Below are 16,454 nucleotides of genomic sequence, written 5' to 3' on the forward strand. Positions count from 1 at the left end.
TAGGAGCAGTAAAAATGAATATATTAGAAATTGTTTTAAGTGGAGTGAAAAACACTATAGTAGCTTCTATAGTTACACTAAATGGAGCATCGGGATGGCTTATGATAAGTTTTGTATTGGCAGGAGTTCTTCACAATGTTTTAACGCCAAAAAGGTTTCAAAAACAACTTGGAAATAAGAATTTTTCTTCTTTGATTAAAAGCACTATTTCAGGGATGTTTTTACCAATTTGCAGTTGTGGTGTAATACCATTGGGGATAAGTATGTATTATTCGGGAGCATACTTAGGGCCAGTACTTGCCTTTATGACATCAACTCCAATAATAAATCCAATAGCTGTAGTTCTTTGCTTAGGCCTTTTGGGACCTAAAATCACAATCATTTATCTTATATCTGGATTTTTAGTACCATTTTTAGTAGGAGTTTTGGGGAATACTTTTGGAAAAGAAGAATTATTTCTGCAAAAGGGCTCAGATGAAGAAGCTATAGAATTAGAAGAAGAAAAGAGAAGTTTTATAGAAAATATGATTGATGGGCTTAAATGGTCTTTTGGAGAGTTAGCACTTACTATTAGTAAATATGTAATAATGGGGATGCTTTTTGCCGGATTTATAACAACAATTTTTCCAAATAGTATAATTCAAAAATATTTAGGAAATCCAGGTTTACTATCTCTTGGAAGTATCTCAATACTTGCATGTGTTATGTATGTATGTGCTGTAGGACATATTCCATTTATAGCAGCTCTTGTTGCAAGTGGAGCATCTCCTGGGATAGCCATAACATTTTTGATAGCTGGGGCAGCGACAAACTTACCAGAACTTATAAGCATGTGTAAACTTATTGGAAAAAGAACTGTTGTTATATATTCAGTTACGCTAACACTCTGTTCAATAATAATAGGTTATATAACAAATTTACTTTTGGCAAACAACAATACTGTGAATTTAGAGACAACAAATTCTTCAATACAATTAGCAAATAAACTAATGTTAAATATACCAGATAGTTTTGAATATATATGTACTATTTTAATTATTTTATTTGCACTTAAAGCAGTAATACCAAAGATGAAAGAGGTCATAGGAAATCATGCTTAAAAAGGTACTTATAATATCATGTGTAGTGATTGCATTAATAGTTTTATCAAGGGTAGTTGATGATAACCTTAAACAAAATGACTCTATTCCAAATGTAAATCAAGAAACATTAAAATATTTCAAGAAAAATTATAAGGAAGATATAATAACTTGTGCTGAAGAAGACTTAAACAATGATGGAAAAAAAGATTTAGTAGTTATATATAAAAAAGGTAATAATTCAAATGAAATGGTAGTGGTAGTTTCTGATAAAGATGGTCATTATATAACAAAACCAATACCAGCACCTATAGAGAATCAAACTATAACTTTTAAAAATATTGATGAGAAGCCACCAATAGAAGTAATAGTGTCAGGTTCTAAAAATGGCAATGTAGGATACGCTATTTACAGAGTAGAGGGTAAAAAACTTGTTGATTTATTTGGAGAAGATATGGACAAGTGTTGCTAAAAATAAAAATAATACATAATAAGGTGGGAAATTGAAATGAAAGTATCTAAAAAGATTCAAGCATTAATCTTAGTTAGTGTAATGGGAGCATCTATACTAACTGGATGTAGCAGTAAACCGAAAGAAGAGGGGAAAAAAGCTGGAAATGATGATTATGCGATAACAGTAGGGTATTATAATTGTGACCATATGACAGCTGGACCAGTAGCAGAAGCAGCAGGAATATATAAAGATTTAGGTCTTAATGTAAAAACTGTTGGGAATGGTAAAGTTCCTGAAGCCATGGCAGCAGGTAAGATGGATGCTGGTTATATAGGAACAAAGGGGCTAGTAGGAGCCATACCTAAAGGTTCACCAATAACAATAGCAGCAAATAATCACACAGGTGGGTCTGAATATCTAATAGTTTCAAATGATATAAAAGAGCCTAAGGATTTAGTGGGTAAAAAAATTGCAACAGATATGAGTGATTTCTTATGGACAAGTGATTATGGACCAGAAACAGGATTACCAACTGATTCATCAAAATATGAAGTTGTAAATATGGATTCAGATAAAGATAAATATTTAGCTCTTAAAACTGGAAAGATACAAGCATTTACATCTTGTGACCCTTGGGGTTCTGTAGCTGAAAATGATGGAGTAGGAAAAATAATAGCATCAACTCAATATAAAGAAAAAGCTAATGATAAAGAATATAACTGTTGCTCATTCTCATTGAATAAAAACTTTATAAAAGAGCATCCAGATTTAGCAAAACAATTGGTTTTAGCTCATACTAAAGCAATAGAATATATATATACAAATCCAGCAGAAGCAGCTAAAATATTTGCAAAATATTATAATGTAGAAGAAGAAGTTGCACTTAGAACTATTTATAAAAAGACAGTTGGAGAAGGTAGAACGCTTACTTGGAAAGTTACAGGAGAAGAATATAAAAACAATTTACAAATGTATAAAGATTTAAAGGCATTAGATGATATACCTAAATATGAAGATACAATTGATACAAGTTTATTAGATTCTTGTGGGGCAGACGATTTCGATAAGTTTATAAAAGAAAAAGTTAATCCAGAGTTTCCAGAAGGCATGAGTTATGAAGATTGGAAGGCAAAGGTATTATAAGTAAATGGAGAGAATAAAAAATATAATAATACTTTTTATCATTATTTTAGGAAGTATATTTATAATATTTTTTAATTTTGAAGATAAAGAAGAAATAAAAGGAAAATTAAGAATAGGGGTATCTGATGATACCTCTGGTTTTGTAATAAATTATATGATAAATAAAGATTACTTTGAAAACATAAAAGTAAGCGATGTAATGGAGACTTTTACAATTAATGATTGCTGAGCAAGTACAATGCAATGGGCTCTGAGTTCAGAGGAAATAGATATAGCAATCATATGTAAAGATGCAGCAAAGCAGTATGTAAATGCAACGAGTGAGTTTGAAATTGTTGGTACAGTAGTTCAAAATTCAGATATATTTTTATTAAAGAAGAACAATCCTCAAAAAATAGGAATAATTCAAAATAGAAATTATCAATCTGAATTAGTAAAAAAATACTATGAAAATATAAAAGTTTCTCCATTATTAGGGACAGCACTAGCATATGGACTAGAAAGTAATTTAGTAGATGGTGTTGTAATAGATTGCATAAAAGCAATTGGGTTAGAAGGCGAAAAAAAATCTACAGCTGAATTAGGTGACTATGATACATATGTATTAGTTGTGAATAAGGAGTTTAAGAAAAGCAAGTCGTATAGTGATTTTATAAAACTATACAATAAAAGTGTTGATGATTTAAAGCATGAAGCTATATTTAAGAAATCATTAAAAGAGTATAAGAATATAAGAAATATAGATATGGAGGAAATAAGAAGTTGGAAATTAAAATTTCTAAAGATAGAGGAGATAGAATAGCTAAGAATAAATCTAAAAGTAGTATGGACATTTTATATAAAATAATACTCTTAGTTATTATATTTTTAGCCTGGCATTTTGCAGCAAAAGATATAGGGAGTTCTTTATTACTCCCAATGCCAGTAGATGTAATAAAAGGTTTCTTTTACTGTGTGACAGATGCAGAGACAGTGACTAATCTGTTTATAACATTGCAAAGAGTGCTTAAAGGATTTATGTATGCATTATTGTTTGGACTTCCAATAGGATTTATTATGGGATTTTCTAAGACTTTTGAAAAGCTTTTATCTCCAGTAGTAGATTCTGTAAGACAAGTTCCTATAATGGCATGGGTTCCTCTTACAATAGTATGGTTTGGTATAGGAGATGGTCCAACAATATTTTTAATAGCTTTTTCAGGTGTTTTTCCCATAATTTTAAATACTATTCAAGGTGTAAGAGCAATATCAAAGGATTATTATAATGCAGCTAGAAGTATGGGAGCATCACCAATTGTAATATTTGCAAATGTAATAGTACCAGCATCTCTTCCAGATATATTGACTGGTTCAAGAATTGCTATAAGTACAGGATGGATGTCTGTTATCTGAGCTGAGTTCATAGCTACGAGTGCCGGTCTCGGTTACTCCATGGTACAAGCTCAGACATTGATGCATACAGATGTATTAATTGGGCTTATGATATTTGCAGCTTTAATAGGATTTATAATAGATAGAGTACTAAAATTTATAAATAAAATCCTTTGTAGATGGAGGTTTGCAGATTAATGAAATTAAGTGTTAGAGATATAAATAAAACATTTGTAAATAGCAAAGTACATACAAAGGTTTTGGAAGATATAAGTATAGATATAGAAAATGGTCAATTTGTTTGTCTTTTAGGACCATCAGGATGTGGAAAAACAACTTTACTTACTATAATAGGTGGATTTCAAAAGGCAGAGAGTGGAGATGTTTTTATAAATGATAAAAAAGTTAAAAAACCAGGTATAGATAGAGCTTTTATATTTCAAAACTACGCTCTATTTCCGTGGAAGACTATAAGAGGCAATGTTCTATTTCCTATGAAACAACAGAAAATACCAAAAGAAAAGAGAGAAGAAATGTTGGAAGAGCTTTTGGTTATGTCTGATTTAAAAGGGAAAGAAAAGCTGTTTCCTCATCAATTGTCTGGAGGAATGAAACAAAGAGTTGCTATGATAAGAGCTTTAGCATGTAATCCTGAAGTATTATTAATGGATGAACCACTAGGAGCAGTTGATTTTCAAATGAGACAAAACTTACAAGAAGAACTTGAAAGAATATGGACAAAAAAGAAAATAACTGCATTAATGGTAACTCATGATGTTGATGAAGCTGTATATATGAGTGATAGAGTTATAGTAATGTCAAGGGATAAGGGAAGGATTCTTGACGATATAAATATAGATATTCCAAGACCTAGGGCTAGAGGGAGTCAAGAATATGAAGAATATAAGAATAAATTAACTGACATTTTGTCAAAATGTTATGATGTTTAAAGAGGAGTAGAAATGAGTCAAATAGAAAAATACAATAGTTTAGATGATACACAACGAAAAATAAGAATATATATTATGGATATGATAATAGATAAATGTTCTAGTGTTACACTTAAAGAAGTAATTGAACATATAAGTGAAAATTTAAATTTAGAAAAAGAATATCTAGAAACTACACTAAAACATTTTATTGATAAAAATATAATGGTTGTTGATGGAGATAGTATAAATTTTATATATCCAGTATCAGCATTACCTACTAATCATAAAGTTATATTAAGTGATAATCGAAGCTTTAGTGCAATGTGTGCTATAGATGCAATAGGAACTTCTTGTACATTTAATCGAGATGTGAGAATAAATTCTATTTGTAGTGCCACAGGTAAAGAAATAGAAATATTTATAAAAGATGAAAAAATTGAATATGTAAACAATCCAGATTTAAGAGTGCTTCATATAAACCTTGATAAGCATTCAAATTGGGCAGCAAGTTGCTGAAATGTAATGAATTTCTTCTGGACGAAGAATGATTTTGATGCGTGGACAAAAGAAGCAGGATTATCAGATGATGAAAATATATATTGTTTGGATATTAATGAAGCAATAGTAGAGTCATATAAAATATTTAAACTTGAACAAAAAGTATTAGTATAAGAATACATCTATCAAAAACTAAAAATATCCTTTAGACAAAAACACTATATAATATCAGTAATATACATTATTAGTATTTGACATATATACAAGATGGATTTAAATCTAAAGGGATATTTTTAGTTTTTTTAGGTATTTAGATAGCTTTATTAAGTATATATTTGTTTATAACCTTTGCAACTCCATTTTCATTGTTGGTATCAGTAACATAATCAGCAATTTCTTTTATGCTACTACGTGCATTTCCCATAGCCACACCAAGTCCTGCATATTTTATCATATGTTGGTCATTCTCTTCATCACCAACAGCAATAGCATTTTCTATAGGTATATTTAGATTATTACATAATGTTTGAAGTGCGGTACCCTTATTAGTAGTTTTACCTAAAAATTCTAAATAAAAAGGGGCAGACCTTACTATAGTATATCTATTGAATAAATTCTTAGGAAGTTGTTTTATAATTTCTTCTAATCTTTCTGGTTCATCAACTATCATAACCTTACAGATTTTAATAGATTTATCAATTTTATCTTTGTGTATATATTTAACTTCTATATCATTCAATTTAGCTTCATGAAGTGTGTACTTACCAGGAGTTTCGTTTGGCGTAACTAAATTTGTCATTGTATTTATGTGTATTTTGGTATTATATTTTTTACAAACATTGTTGTATATAAAATCAAAGTCGTCTAAAGTCATCTCTACATCATGTATTATTTTTTCACTTTTAACCTCTTGAATCATAGCTCCATTGAAGCATATAACATAATCACCTTCATCTGTTAGATTTAACTGATTTAAAAGTCCTTTGACACCAGGAAGGGGTCTACCTGTTGTTATAACTACTTTAGCTCCAGCCTTCTTTGCTTCTTGAATAGATTCAAATACTTCAGGAGTAACTTTTCTTTTTGTATTTAATATTGTTCCATCAATATCTAGTGCGATTAATCTGTACATATCAACCTCCAGTAAATTATATCCTCAATTTTCTAATGAAAACGTTGACACAGCTAGTGTTGAACAAAATTTCAGTAGAAAATTTAATGTGTATATTATTATACCAAGAGATAAGCAATTTAGAAAGTTTAATAGTATTAATTTTTTGATAAATTTATTATTTATATAACATATTCATGTAATATTGTATCTTTTATGAGTATATAAATGTTATCTATAAAAAATGGTATCGTTTGCATTTTAATATAGATATAAGCTTCTATTATAAAGGTTAATAGTTTTATATACAAACTTTATTAAAGTTTGTACAGTAATTAGTTTTATTCTATAAAATATTGTAATTACAATAATCATATGTTATTATTCAACATGATTACAATGTAAATGTTATTCAAAATAATGAGTTATAAAGTCATAGTAGTATGTAATACATGTAAATAATAGCATGTAATACATATAAAACTATATTTATAAATATAAAGAACAAATTTATAAAGGAGAGTTTTAAATGAAGTTTTCAGAGTTTAAGTATGAAAGACCAAATTATAATAGTATAAAAAAAGAGTTTTTAAAGTGTGTAGAAGAAATAGATAATTCTTGTTGTTATGATGAACAACAAGAAAATATACATAAAATTAATTTGTTGAGAAATAAAATAGAAACGTTGTCAAACATATCATCTATAAGATACAGTATAAACACTCTTGATAAACTCTATCAAGAGGAAAAAAATTATTGGGATGAATACATGCCTTTATATGAAGAATTAAATACATATTTTTATAATGCTATAGCAAATTCAAAATTTAAATCTAATTTGAAAAAAGAATTTGGAGAACAATTTTTTACAATAGTGGATTACTCTTTAAAAAGTTTTTCCAAAGAGATAATAAAGGAATTACAAGAAGAAAATAAATTGTGTTCAGAGTATACTAAACTTTTAGCATCTGCACAGATAATGTTTGTAGGAGAAGAAAGAAACTTATCTGGAATGGGAATGTTTATGTGTTCTAGGTCTAGAAAAACAAGAAAATTAGCAAATAAGGTATATTATAATTTCTTTGAAGAAAATGAATCTAAATTTGATGATATATTTGATAAATTAGTTAAACTGAGAGATAAAATAGCAAAAAAACTAGGTTTTAAAAACTTTGTAGAGCTTGGATATATTAGAATGATGAGAAGTAATTACAGAGAAGATAGGATTGAAAATTTTAGAAAACAAGTACTAAAATATATTGTGCCACTGGCTGATGAACTTTATGAAAAGCAAGCTAAAAGAATAGGTCTAGAATCTTTGAGTTACATAGATGAAGACTTAGAATTTTTAACAGGAAATGCAACTTTAAAGGGTAATTCAGAATACATAATTGAAAATGGAAAAAGAATGTATGCTGAATTATCTAAAGAAACTGATGAATTTTTTGATTTTATGTTGAAAAATGAACTTATGGATTTAGAAACAAAGAAAGGAAAAGGGGCTGGTGGATACTGTACTTATGTACCGGATTATAAGTCACCATTTATTTTTTCTAACTTTAATCAAACATCTGATGATATAGATGTATTGACGCATGAGGCAGGTCATGCATTTCAATTGTATATGTCTAGATGGATTGAAATGCCAGAGATTAATTTTCCTACACTGGATAGTTGCGAAATTCATTCAATGAGTATGGAATTTATAACATGGCCATGGATGGAGTTATTTTTTAAGGAAGATACAGATAAGTACAAGTTTACTCATTTATCATCTGCAATTAAGTTTATACCATATGGAGTAGTTGTTGATGAATTTCAGCATTATATTTATAAAAATCCTAATATCGACAAATCAAAAAGAAAAGAAATATGGAGATTTTTAGAAAAAAAATACTTACCACATAGAAAGTATGATGATAATTCTTTTTTAGAACGAGGTTGCTGGTGGTTTAAACAAGGTCACATATTTAAAAATCCTTTTTACTATATAGACTACGCATTAGCTCAAATTTGTGCATTACAATTCTGGAAAAAAATGATTAAAGACAAAGAATCTGGATGGAATGATTATATAAACATCTGTAAAGTAGGTGGAACAAAGTCATTTTTAGATATTGTAAGTATAGGAAATCTATATTCTCCATTTAATAATGACTGTATAAAATCTGTTATAGACGATGTAAAATCATGGTTTGATGAAATAAATGACATCAATTTGTAAAAAATTATGAGAAATTTATTCTGTAAGAGCAAAAATTTAAAAAAAATATCTTTCTTACAAAAATGGTTATATTTTTAATCAATATGAAATAATAAACCAAAAAAGATTTGTACTTAAAAAAAAAAGAAAATACAGGAAATATGTAATATCAACATTTGGAAAAAAAGGTAAAAATGTATACAAAATACATATAAAAAAACTATTGCAAATTTTATAGAATGTTTATATACTTAAGTCAACAGAGATAGAAAAAAGCTATTTATAGAAATAAAAGATAAATTGCTAACTTTTCAATTTTCTGAAAATATAATAATCCGGGCGAAGAGTATGGGAGACTGCTTTATAAAAAAGCGACCGAAGGGACAAATTTAATCTTACATACCCAGAAGATTAAATGAAATTCTCAGGTAAAGATGACTGTGCTTGGACGGGTCTCTGAAAATGATTTTAACAGGGAAGACAAATTGGGAGATTTGTTTTTCCTGTTTTTTATTTATCGAGTAATAAATAAAAGTTTGAAAGAGAGTAAAAAGATGATAATAATTACAAATAATCCAAAAGTAAAAGAAGAAGTTCAAGACAGAGAAGTTTTATTTAAAGATACAACTTATATTGGAATCTTAGAAACAAGTAGAGACTTGATACACGAAGGATATGAACTTTTATCTCATCCACTATATGGGAGTGTAAAACCAAATGAAACACCTTATAGAACAATTATACTAAAACAAGGAAATCGTTTGGATATAAACTCTTTAACCTTAATTGAAGAAGCAATCATCACTGCAAGTAAATTTCAGAATAATAAAAAGACTCCAGCATGGACAGAAAGCGTTCAAGATGACTTTAGAGTAATCGATTATGACATATTTTATAATACAATACAAAGAATGCAGTATGAATAAATGAATTTGTTAAAAAGTTGTTAAAATAGCCTAAATATTAAATCTGATTTAATATTAAATAAAAATTAAGAAATTTAATTGGGGAGGATAAGTCAAAATGGAAAATGTGTATGACTTAGTAATAATTGGTTCAGGACCAGCAGGGCTTGCAGCAGGTCTTTATGGAGCAAGAGCAAAGTTGAAAACTCTAATCCTAGAAAAAGATAAGACTGGTGGGCAAATTGTAATAACACATGAAATTGCAAATTATCCAGGGTCAGTTCCAAATGCAACAGGACCAAGTCTAATAGCTAGAATGGTTGAGCAATGTAAAGAGTTCGGAGCAGAAATGTTAAGAGACAATATTGTAGATACTGAACTAGATGGAGATATAAAAGTTTTAAAAGGACAAAAGGCAGAATATAGAGCAAAAGCAGTAATAATAGGAACAGGAGCAACACCAAGAAAAATTGGTTGTCCAGGAGAAAAAGAACTTACTGGTAAAGGGGTTTCATATTGTGCAACTTGTGATGCAGACTTCTTTGAAGACTTTGAAGTATTTGTTGTAGGTGGAGGAGACAGTGCATTAGAGGAAGCAATGTATTTAACTAAATTTGCTAGAAAAGTAACGATTGTACATAGAAGACAAGGATTTAGATGTGCTAAAAGTGTTGAAGAAAAAGCAAAGGCTAATCCAAAGATAGAGTTTTTACTAGATACAGTAATAGAAGAAATAAAAGGTGATGGAATATTAGAATCAGTTGTATTTAAAAACAAAGTTACTGGGGAAACTCATGAGTACTTTGCAGATGAAGAAGATGGAACAATGGGAGTATTTGTTTTCGTTGGATTAGATGCTCAAACTGATTTATTCAAAGGCAAAGTTGATATGGATGAAAAAGGTTATATAATAACTGATGAAGACATGAGAACTAATATACCAGGTGTATTTGCAGCAGGTGATTGTAGATCTAAGACTCTAAGACAGGTTGTAACTGCAACTAACGATGGAGCAATTGCATCTATAGTAGCTGAAAAATATATTGATGAAAAGTTTGAAAACTAAAAAGCTGTAAGGTAAAGTCAATGAATAATATTTAAAATATTAAAATAAAATAAAAATTTCAAGGGGGAACATGAAAATGTTAGATTTAGATAAAAGTACTTTTGATGAAGAAGTTTTAAATGCAGAAGGTTTTGTATTTGTTGATTTCTGGAGTGAAGGTTGTGAACCTTGTAAAGCTTTAATGCCAGATGTTCATAAATTAGCTGAAACTTATGGGGATAAAATAAAGTTCTGTAAAATGGATACAACAAAAGCTAGAAGATTAGCGATAAAACAAAAAGTATTAGGACTTCCAACTATGGCTATATACAAAGATGGAGAAAAAGTAGACGAAGTTACTAAGGATGATGCTACAATTACTAATATAGAAGACATGATTAAAAAATATCTTTAATATATTGATATAATATTAACAAAAACAAAGAAAAAATCTATTTGAGTCTAGAAGTAAAATAAAAAGGTTTTTATGTCTAAGTTTGTTAAAAAAATAATTTTAGATAAAATATTTTTTTTACGATAAAGAATTTTTAGTAATAAAACAAATATCAAGACATAAAAACATAATATGGAAACATCTTTAAAATAAGTTAGAAAATATTGATATAACTTTGAGAAAAACTCAAATGCATATATACAAAATTAAATAACAGGAGGTGCAAGTATGCGTCTTGAATTAGGAAAAATCTTTATAAAAGATATTCAATTTGGTGATGTAACAGAAGTGAAAGATGGAGTATTATTCATCAATAAGCAAGAGATGCTACAAGAAATTGGTGGAGATGAGCATATTAAGTCTATAGATATAGAATTAGCTCGTCCAGGTGAAAGCATAAGAATAACACCTGTAAAAGATGTTATTGAGCCAAGAGTAAAAGTTGAAGGTAATGGGGGAATATTCCCAGGTATCATATCAAAGGTTGACACTGTAGGAGAAGGAAAAACTCATGCTTTAAAAGGTGTAGCTGTTGTAACTACTGGAAAGATAGTAGGTTTTCAAGAAGGTATAGTAGATATGACTGGAGAAGGAGCTAAATACACTCCATTTTCTAAATTAAATAATGTAGTAGTAGTAGCTGAACCTATTGATGGTTTAAAACAATATGCTCATGAGAAAGCTGTTAGAATGATAGGATTCAAAGCAGCAATGTATTTAGGAGAAGCAGCAAGAAATCTTACTCCAGATGAAGTTTCAGTATATGAAACTAAACCTCTTCTTGAGTCAATAAAAGAGTATCCAGAACTTCCAAAAGTAGGATATGTTTACATGCTTCAAACTCAAGGATTATTACATGACACTTATGTATATGGTGTAGATGCAAAACAAATAGTGCCAACATTATTATATCCAACAGAATTAATGGACGGAGCAATTGTAAGTGGTAACTGTGTTTCTGCATGTGACAAAAACCCAAGTTATGTTCATATAAACAATGGAGTTGTTGAAGACTTATATGCAAGACATGGTAAAGATATAAATTTTGTAGGCGTAATTATAACTAATGAAAATGTTTACCTAGCAGATAAAGAAAGATCTTCAAACTGGACTTCTAAGCTATGTAAATACTTAGGATTAGATGCAGTTATAGTTTCACAAGAAGGTTTTGGAAATCCAGATACTGACCTTATAATGAACTGCAAAAAAATAGAAATGCAAGGTGTGAAAACAGTTATAGTTACAGATGAATATGCTGGACGTGATGGAGGTTCTCAATCACTTGCAGATGCAGATGTAAGAGCAGATGCTGTTGTAACAGGTGGAAATGCTAACCAAGTTGTAGTACTTCCTAAGTTAGATAAGGTAATTGGCCATTTAGAAGTAGTAGATGTAATAGCTGGTGGTTCTGATGGAAGTTTAAAAGCTGATGGAACTATTGAAGTTGAAATACAAGCTATAACAGGTGCAACTAATGAAACAGGATTTGGTCATTTAACTGCTAAAGGATATTAAGAGTTATTTCATTAAACGATTTAGTAATATTATGATTGAGTAATATCAATTAAAAAGATTGTAAATAAATCTATCAAAACATAATGAATGTTATAGATATATAAATAATTAGAAATATAATAAGGAGGATTATTATGAGTTTACTTAGTAATAAAAAGGTTCTTATAATAGGTGACCGTGATGGTATACCAGGACCTGCAATAGAAGAATGTGTAAAAACAGTAGAAGGAGCAGAGGTTGTTTTCTCATCTACAGAATGCTTTGTCTGAACAGCTGCTGGGGCTATGGACTTAGAAAATCAAAACAGAGTTAAAGAAGCTGCTGATAAATTCGGAGCTGAAAATGTTGTGATTTTACTAGGTGCTGCTGAAGCCGAAGCTGCAGGTCTTGCAGCCGAAACAGTAACTGCGGGGGATCCAACTTTCGCTGGACCACTTGCTGGAGTTGCCTTAGGATTAAGTGTTTACCATGTTGTAGAGGAGCAAATGAAAGAATTATTTGATGACACTGTATATGAAGATCAAATAAGTATGATGGAAATGGTTTTAGAAGTTGAAGAAATAGCAGAAGAAATGTCTGGTATAAGAGAAGAATTTTGCAAATTTTAATGCCTAAAAGCAAAAGGGGTGAAACTAAGAGATGGGAAAACTAAGAGCAGTACATTATATTAATCAGTTCTTTGCTGGTATAGGTGGAGAAGAAAAAGCTGATACTAAGCCACATGTGGCAGAAACTTTACCTCCAATAAGTTTACAACTTGATAAATTATTAGGTGAAGATATTGAAATAGTTGGTACAGTAGTGTGCGGAGACAGTTATTTCAATGAAAATATAGATAGTGCAAGTGAAGAAGTTTTAGCAATGATAAAAGGTTTTGAACCACAACTTTTCATAGCTGGGCCTGCATTTAACGCTGGTAGATACGGAGTTGCTGCTGGAACAATAACTAAAGTTGTAAAAGAGGCTTTAAATATACCAGCTTTAACAGGTATGTACATTGAAAATCCAGGTGCAGATATGTTCAAAAAGGATGTTTATGTAGTAGAAACTTCTGATTCTGCAGCAGGTATGAGAAAAGCACTTCCTAAGATAGCTAAACTTGCAATAAAACTTGCTAAAGAAGAAGAAATTGGAACTCCTAAAGAAGAAGGATACATAGCTAGAGGAATAAGAGTTAACTACTTCCATGAAGACAGAGGTTCTAAGAGAGCTGTTGACATGTTAGTTAAGAAAATAAAAGGTGAGCCATTTGAAACTGAATATCCAATGCCAAACTTTGATAGAGTTGACCCAAGTAATCCTGTAAAAGACCTATCAAAATGCAAAATAGCTTTAGTTACTTCTGGTGGTATAGTTCCTAAAGGAAATCCAGATAGAATAGAATCTTCTTCAGCTTCTAAATATGGAACTTATTCTATAGCAGGAGTTATGGATTTAACAGAAGAAACTTATGAAACTGCACATGGTGGATATGACCCAGTATATGCAAACTTAGATGCAGATAGAGTATTACCTGTTGATGTTCTTAGAGATTTAGAAAAAGAAGGTGTAATAGGAAAATTACATGAAACTTTCTATACAACTGTAGGTAATGGTACATCTGTTGCAAACTCTAAAAAATATGCTTCTGAAATTGGAGCAGCATTGGTAGCTGATGGTGTAGATGCAGTAATCTTAACTTCTACATGAGGTACTTGTACTCGTTGCGGTGCAACGATGGTAAAAGAAATAGAAAAAACTGGACTTCCAGTAGTTCATATGTGTACAGTAGTACCTATTTCGTTAACAGTAGGGGCTAACAGAATAGTTCCAACTATAGCAATACCTCATCCACTTGGAAATCCAGCACTTGACCCTACAGAAGAAAAAGCCCTAAGAAGAGGCCTTGTAGAAAAAGCATTAAACGCTTTAACTACAGAAGTAGATGGTCAAACAGTATTTGAAAAATAAAAATAACACACATATATATTATATAGATAAAAATATAAACACACACTAAAAATAAAAAATAACTATACACAAAAAAAATAATATAGATTTCATGAATGGGTAAATGTGAGTTATTCATTCATGAAATCTTAAAAAATACCAAAATACATAAAAAAAGAATAAAATCAAATATACAATAAAATAAAAATATAATAATTGAAGTCTTTAATGAAATTAAAATTAGGTGTTCATAAAATTTATGGAGGTGCACAAAATGACTTATCCAGTTTTAAAAGGGGCAGGCTATGTACTTATTCATACTCCAGATATGATAGTGCAAAATGGAAGTACTTGTACAGTTGAAAGAGCAACAAATCCAGATTCAGAATTTTTACAAGAAGTAGGTAATCATATAAGAAGTTACGAGGATGTAGTTAACTACATGCCAAATCAAGTTTACATAGGAAACGGAAGACCAGAAGAATTAAGAGATTTACCAATGCCATGGTGTGAACAAAAAGTTGAGGGAACTAGAAATGGTAAATTTGGTGAAATAATGCCTCAAGATGAGTTTATAGCTTTAATGCAAATAAGTGATGCATTTGACTTAGTAAAGTTGTCACAAGAATTTATTGATGAAGTAAAACCAAAAATCGAAAATAACTACCCTGAAATTGCACCATTTGTAGGGAAATTAAAGGGTGATGATATAGAAGAAGGTAAGGAATTAGTAGCAACACACATAGCAGAAGGATTATACCATGATGGAAAATTCGTTGGCTATGTAAAAAGAGCACATGATGTAGATGTTAACTTAAATGCCCATACAATGTTTGAAAATTTAGTAGTAAAAGCATCTGGAGTTTTATCTGCTATTCAAATGCTAAGACATAGCAAAATAGACCCTGCTGAAATAGATTATGTTATTGAGTGTTCAGAAGAAGCTTGTGGAGATATAAACCAAAGAGGTGGAGGAAACTTTGCTAAATCAATAGCTGAAATAGCTGGACTTCAAAACGCAACTGGTTCTGATACAAGAGGATTTTGTGCAGCACCAACACATGCATTAATTCAAGCTGCAGCTTTAGTAAAATCTGGAATACACAAAAATGTAATGGTAGTAGCAGGTGGAGCAAGTGCTAAACTTGGAATGAATGCTAAAGACCACGTTAAAAAAGGTCTTCCTGTACTTGAAGATGTTGTTGGAGGATTTGCAGTACTTGTATCTGAAAATGATGGTGTAAACCCAGTTATAAGAACTGACTTAACAGGTAAGCATACAGTGGGAACTGGTTCTTCACCTCAAGCAGTTATGACAGCACTTATAACTTCAGGTCTTGATAGAGCTAATTTAAAAATAACAGATGTTGATGTATATTCAGTTGAAATGCAAAATCCAGATATAACTAAGCCAGCAGGAGCAGGAGATGTTCCAGAAGCAAACTACAAAATGATAGGTGCACTTGCTGTTAAACGTGGAGACTTAGAGAAGAAAGAATTAAAAGATTTTGTAGCTAATAAAGGATTACCAGGATGGGCACCAACTCAAGGACATATACCATCAGGAGCTCCTTATATAGGATTTTTAATAGATGATTTAACTACAGGAGATAGAAATAGAGCTATGATAGTTGGAAAAGGTAGTTTATTCTTAGGAAGAATGACTAATTTATTTGATGGAGTATCTTTTATAGCTGAAAGAAATACAGGTGTTACTGAAGAGACTTCAGGAATATCTAAAGATGAAATTAAGAAGATAATAGCTGAATCTATGAAAAAACTAGCATTAGATATGTTAGAAGAATAGGGGTGAGG

Annotated in this window: 16 protein-coding genes and 1 riboswitch; of the genes, 15 read left to right on the forward strand and 1 reads right to left on the reverse strand. The window is 30.1% G+C overall.

All coding sequences use genetic code 11. The features are described from left to right. Positions 1 to 14: 14 nt before the first annotated feature. From saoE to saoL, 7 genes are read left to right on the forward strand one after another with little or no spacing between them, the layout of a single operon-like run. Complete coding sequence (gene saoE / locus KGF36_RS01630) at positions 15 to 1,100, forward strand: efflux transporter SaoE (protein ID WP_227829269.1); 1,086 nt, start codon at positions 15 to 17, stop codon at positions 1,098 to 1,100. Continuing rightward, positions 1,093 to 1,551: a Cys-Cys-COOH (seleno)protein SaoC gene (gene saoC, locus KGF36_RS01635; RefSeq protein ID WP_227829268.1), complete on the forward strand. Its 459-nt coding sequence runs from the start codon at positions 1,093 to 1,095 to the stop codon at positions 1,549 to 1,551. The genes saoE and saoC overlap by 8 nt, the downstream gene beginning before the upstream one ends. A gap of 36 nt (positions 1,552 to 1,587) precedes the next feature. Next, positions 1,588 to 2,676, forward strand: a complete 1,089-nt coding sequence (gene saoX, locus KGF36_RS01640; protein ID WP_227829267.1) for an ABC transporter substrate-binding subunit SaoX — start codon at positions 1,588 to 1,590, stop codon at positions 2,674 to 2,676. Between the two features lie 4 nt (positions 2,677 to 2,680). Next, positions 2,681 to 3,478, forward strand: a complete 798-nt coding sequence (gene saoB / locus KGF36_RS01650) for an ABC transporter substrate-binding (seleno)protein SaoB (protein WP_255287728.1) — start codon at positions 2,681 to 2,683, stop codon at positions 3,476 to 3,478. Continuing rightward, the gene (saoP, locus tag KGF36_RS01655; protein ID WP_255287727.1) at positions 3,439 to 4,245 is read left to right on the forward strand and encodes an ABC transporter permease subunit SaoP; all 807 of its coding nucleotides are present in this window, start codon (positions 3,439 to 3,441) and stop codon (positions 4,243 to 4,245) included. Before saoB ends, saoP begins: the two co-directional genes overlap by 40 nt. Further along, complete coding sequence (gene saoA, locus KGF36_RS01665; protein WP_227829263.1) at positions 4,245 to 4,997, forward strand: ABC transporter ATP-binding protein SaoA; 753 nt, start codon at positions 4,245 to 4,247, stop codon at positions 4,995 to 4,997. Before saoP ends, saoA begins: the two co-directional genes overlap by 1 nt. A 12-nt stretch (positions 4,998 to 5,009) precedes the next feature. Next, positions 5,010 to 5,651: a MerB-like organometallic lyase SaoL gene (gene saoL / locus KGF36_RS01670; protein ID WP_255287726.1), complete on the forward strand. Its 642-nt coding sequence runs from the start codon at positions 5,010 to 5,012 to the stop codon at positions 5,649 to 5,651. A 136-nt stretch (positions 5,652 to 5,787) separates the two neighbouring features. Here the strand turns inward: saoL and yidA are convergent, their stop codons facing one another. Beyond that, positions 5,788 to 6,609, reverse strand: coding sequence for a sugar-phosphatase (gene yidA, locus KGF36_RS01680; protein WP_227829260.1), 822 nt, complete (start codon positions 6,607 to 6,609; stop codon positions 5,788 to 5,790). Between the two features lie 508 nt (positions 6,610 to 7,117). Here yidA and KGF36_RS01685 point away from each other — a divergent pair. From KGF36_RS01685 to grdC, 8 genes are all read left to right on the forward strand, one after another. Further along, on the forward strand, positions 7,118 to 8,812 hold the full coding sequence (locus KGF36_RS01685) for a M3 family oligoendopeptidase (RefSeq protein ID WP_227829259.1): 1,695 nt from the start codon (positions 7,118 to 7,120) through the stop codon (positions 8,810 to 8,812). Positions 8,813 to 9,130: 318 nt separating this feature from the next. Continuing rightward, positions 9,131 to 9,242: riboswitch (glycine riboswitch) on the forward strand. 103 nt (positions 9,243 to 9,345) lie between these two features. Next, a complete protein-coding gene (locus tag KGF36_RS01690; RefSeq protein WP_227829258.1) occupies positions 9,346 to 9,717 on the forward strand; it encodes a GrdX family protein in 372 nt (123 codons plus the stop codon). Between the two features lie 97 nt (positions 9,718 to 9,814). Then, positions 9,815 to 10,762 (forward strand): thioredoxin-disulfide reductase, encoded by a 948-nt coding sequence (gene trxB / locus KGF36_RS01695; RefSeq protein WP_227432680.1) that lies wholly within the window; start codon positions 9,815 to 9,817, stop codon positions 10,760 to 10,762. Positions 10,763 to 10,838: 76 nt separating this feature from the next. Then, positions 10,839 to 11,156: a thioredoxin TrxA gene (gene trxA, locus KGF36_RS01700; protein ID WP_227432681.1), complete on the forward strand. Its 318-nt coding sequence runs from the start codon at positions 10,839 to 10,841 to the stop codon at positions 11,154 to 11,156. A 267-nt stretch (positions 11,157 to 11,423) separates the two neighbouring features. Continuing rightward, a complete protein-coding gene (locus tag KGF36_RS01705) occupies positions 11,424 to 12,710 on the forward strand; it encodes a glycine/sarcosine/betaine reductase component B subunit (protein WP_227829257.1) in 1,287 nt (428 codons plus the stop codon). Positions 12,711 to 12,844: 134 nt separating this feature from the next. Further along, positions 12,845 to 13,318, forward strand: coding sequence for a glycine/sarcosine/betaine reductase complex selenoprotein A (gene grdA / locus KGF36_RS01710; RefSeq protein ID WP_227829256.1), 474 nt, complete (start codon positions 12,845 to 12,847; stop codon positions 13,316 to 13,318). Positions 13,319 to 13,349: 31 nt separating this feature from the next. Then, a complete protein-coding gene (gene grdB / locus KGF36_RS01715; protein ID WP_227829255.1) occupies positions 13,350 to 14,660 on the forward strand; it encodes a glycine reductase complex selenoprotein B in 1,311 nt (436 codons plus the stop codon). 253 nt (positions 14,661 to 14,913) lie between these two features. Next, positions 14,914 to 16,446, forward strand: coding sequence for a glycine/sarcosine/betaine reductase complex component C subunit beta (gene grdC, locus KGF36_RS01720; RefSeq protein ID WP_227829254.1), 1,533 nt, complete (start codon positions 14,914 to 14,916; stop codon positions 16,444 to 16,446). Positions 16,447 to 16,454 lie beyond the last annotated feature (8 nt).

The sequence above is a fragment of the Clostridioides sp. ZZV14-6009 genome (genome assembly GCF_020658095.1).
Classification (GTDB): Bacteria; Bacillota; Clostridia; order Peptostreptococcales; family Peptostreptococcaceae; genus Clostridioides.

Excerpts from the sequence above, each read along its gene's own strand:
- saoE (WP_227829269.1), top strand. The coding sequence starts at position 15 with ATGAATATATTAGAAATTGTTTTAAGTGGAGTGAAAAACACTATAGTA.
- saoC (WP_227829268.1), top strand. The coding sequence starts at position 1,093 with ATGCTTAAAAAGGTACTTATAATATCATGTGTAGTGATTGCATTAATA.
- saoX (WP_227829267.1), top strand. The coding sequence starts at position 1,588 with ATGAAAGTATCTAAAAAGATTCAAGCATTAATCTTAGTTAGTGTAATG.
- saoA (WP_227829263.1), top strand. The coding sequence starts at position 4,245 with ATGAAATTAAGTGTTAGAGATATAAATAAAACATTTGTAAATAGCAAA.
- yidA (WP_227829260.1), bottom strand. The coding sequence starts at position 6,609 with ATGTACAGATTAATCGCACTAGATATTGATGGAACAATATTAAATACA.
- KGF36_RS01685 (WP_227829259.1), top strand. The coding sequence starts at position 7,118 with ATGAAGTTTTCAGAGTTTAAGTATGAAAGACCAAATTATAATAGTATA.
- KGF36_RS01690 (WP_227829258.1), top strand. The coding sequence starts at position 9,346 with ATGATAATAATTACAAATAATCCAAAAGTAAAAGAAGAAGTTCAAGAC.
- trxB (WP_227432680.1), top strand. The coding sequence starts at position 9,815 with ATGGAAAATGTGTATGACTTAGTAATAATTGGTTCAGGACCAGCAGGG.
- trxA (WP_227432681.1), top strand. The coding sequence starts at position 10,839 with ATGTTAGATTTAGATAAAAGTACTTTTGATGAAGAAGTTTTAAATGCA.
- KGF36_RS01705 (WP_227829257.1), top strand. The coding sequence starts at position 11,424 with ATGCGTCTTGAATTAGGAAAAATCTTTATAAAAGATATTCAATTTGGT.
- grdC (WP_227829254.1), top strand. The coding sequence starts at position 14,914 with ATGACTTATCCAGTTTTAAAAGGGGCAGGCTATGTACTTATTCATACT.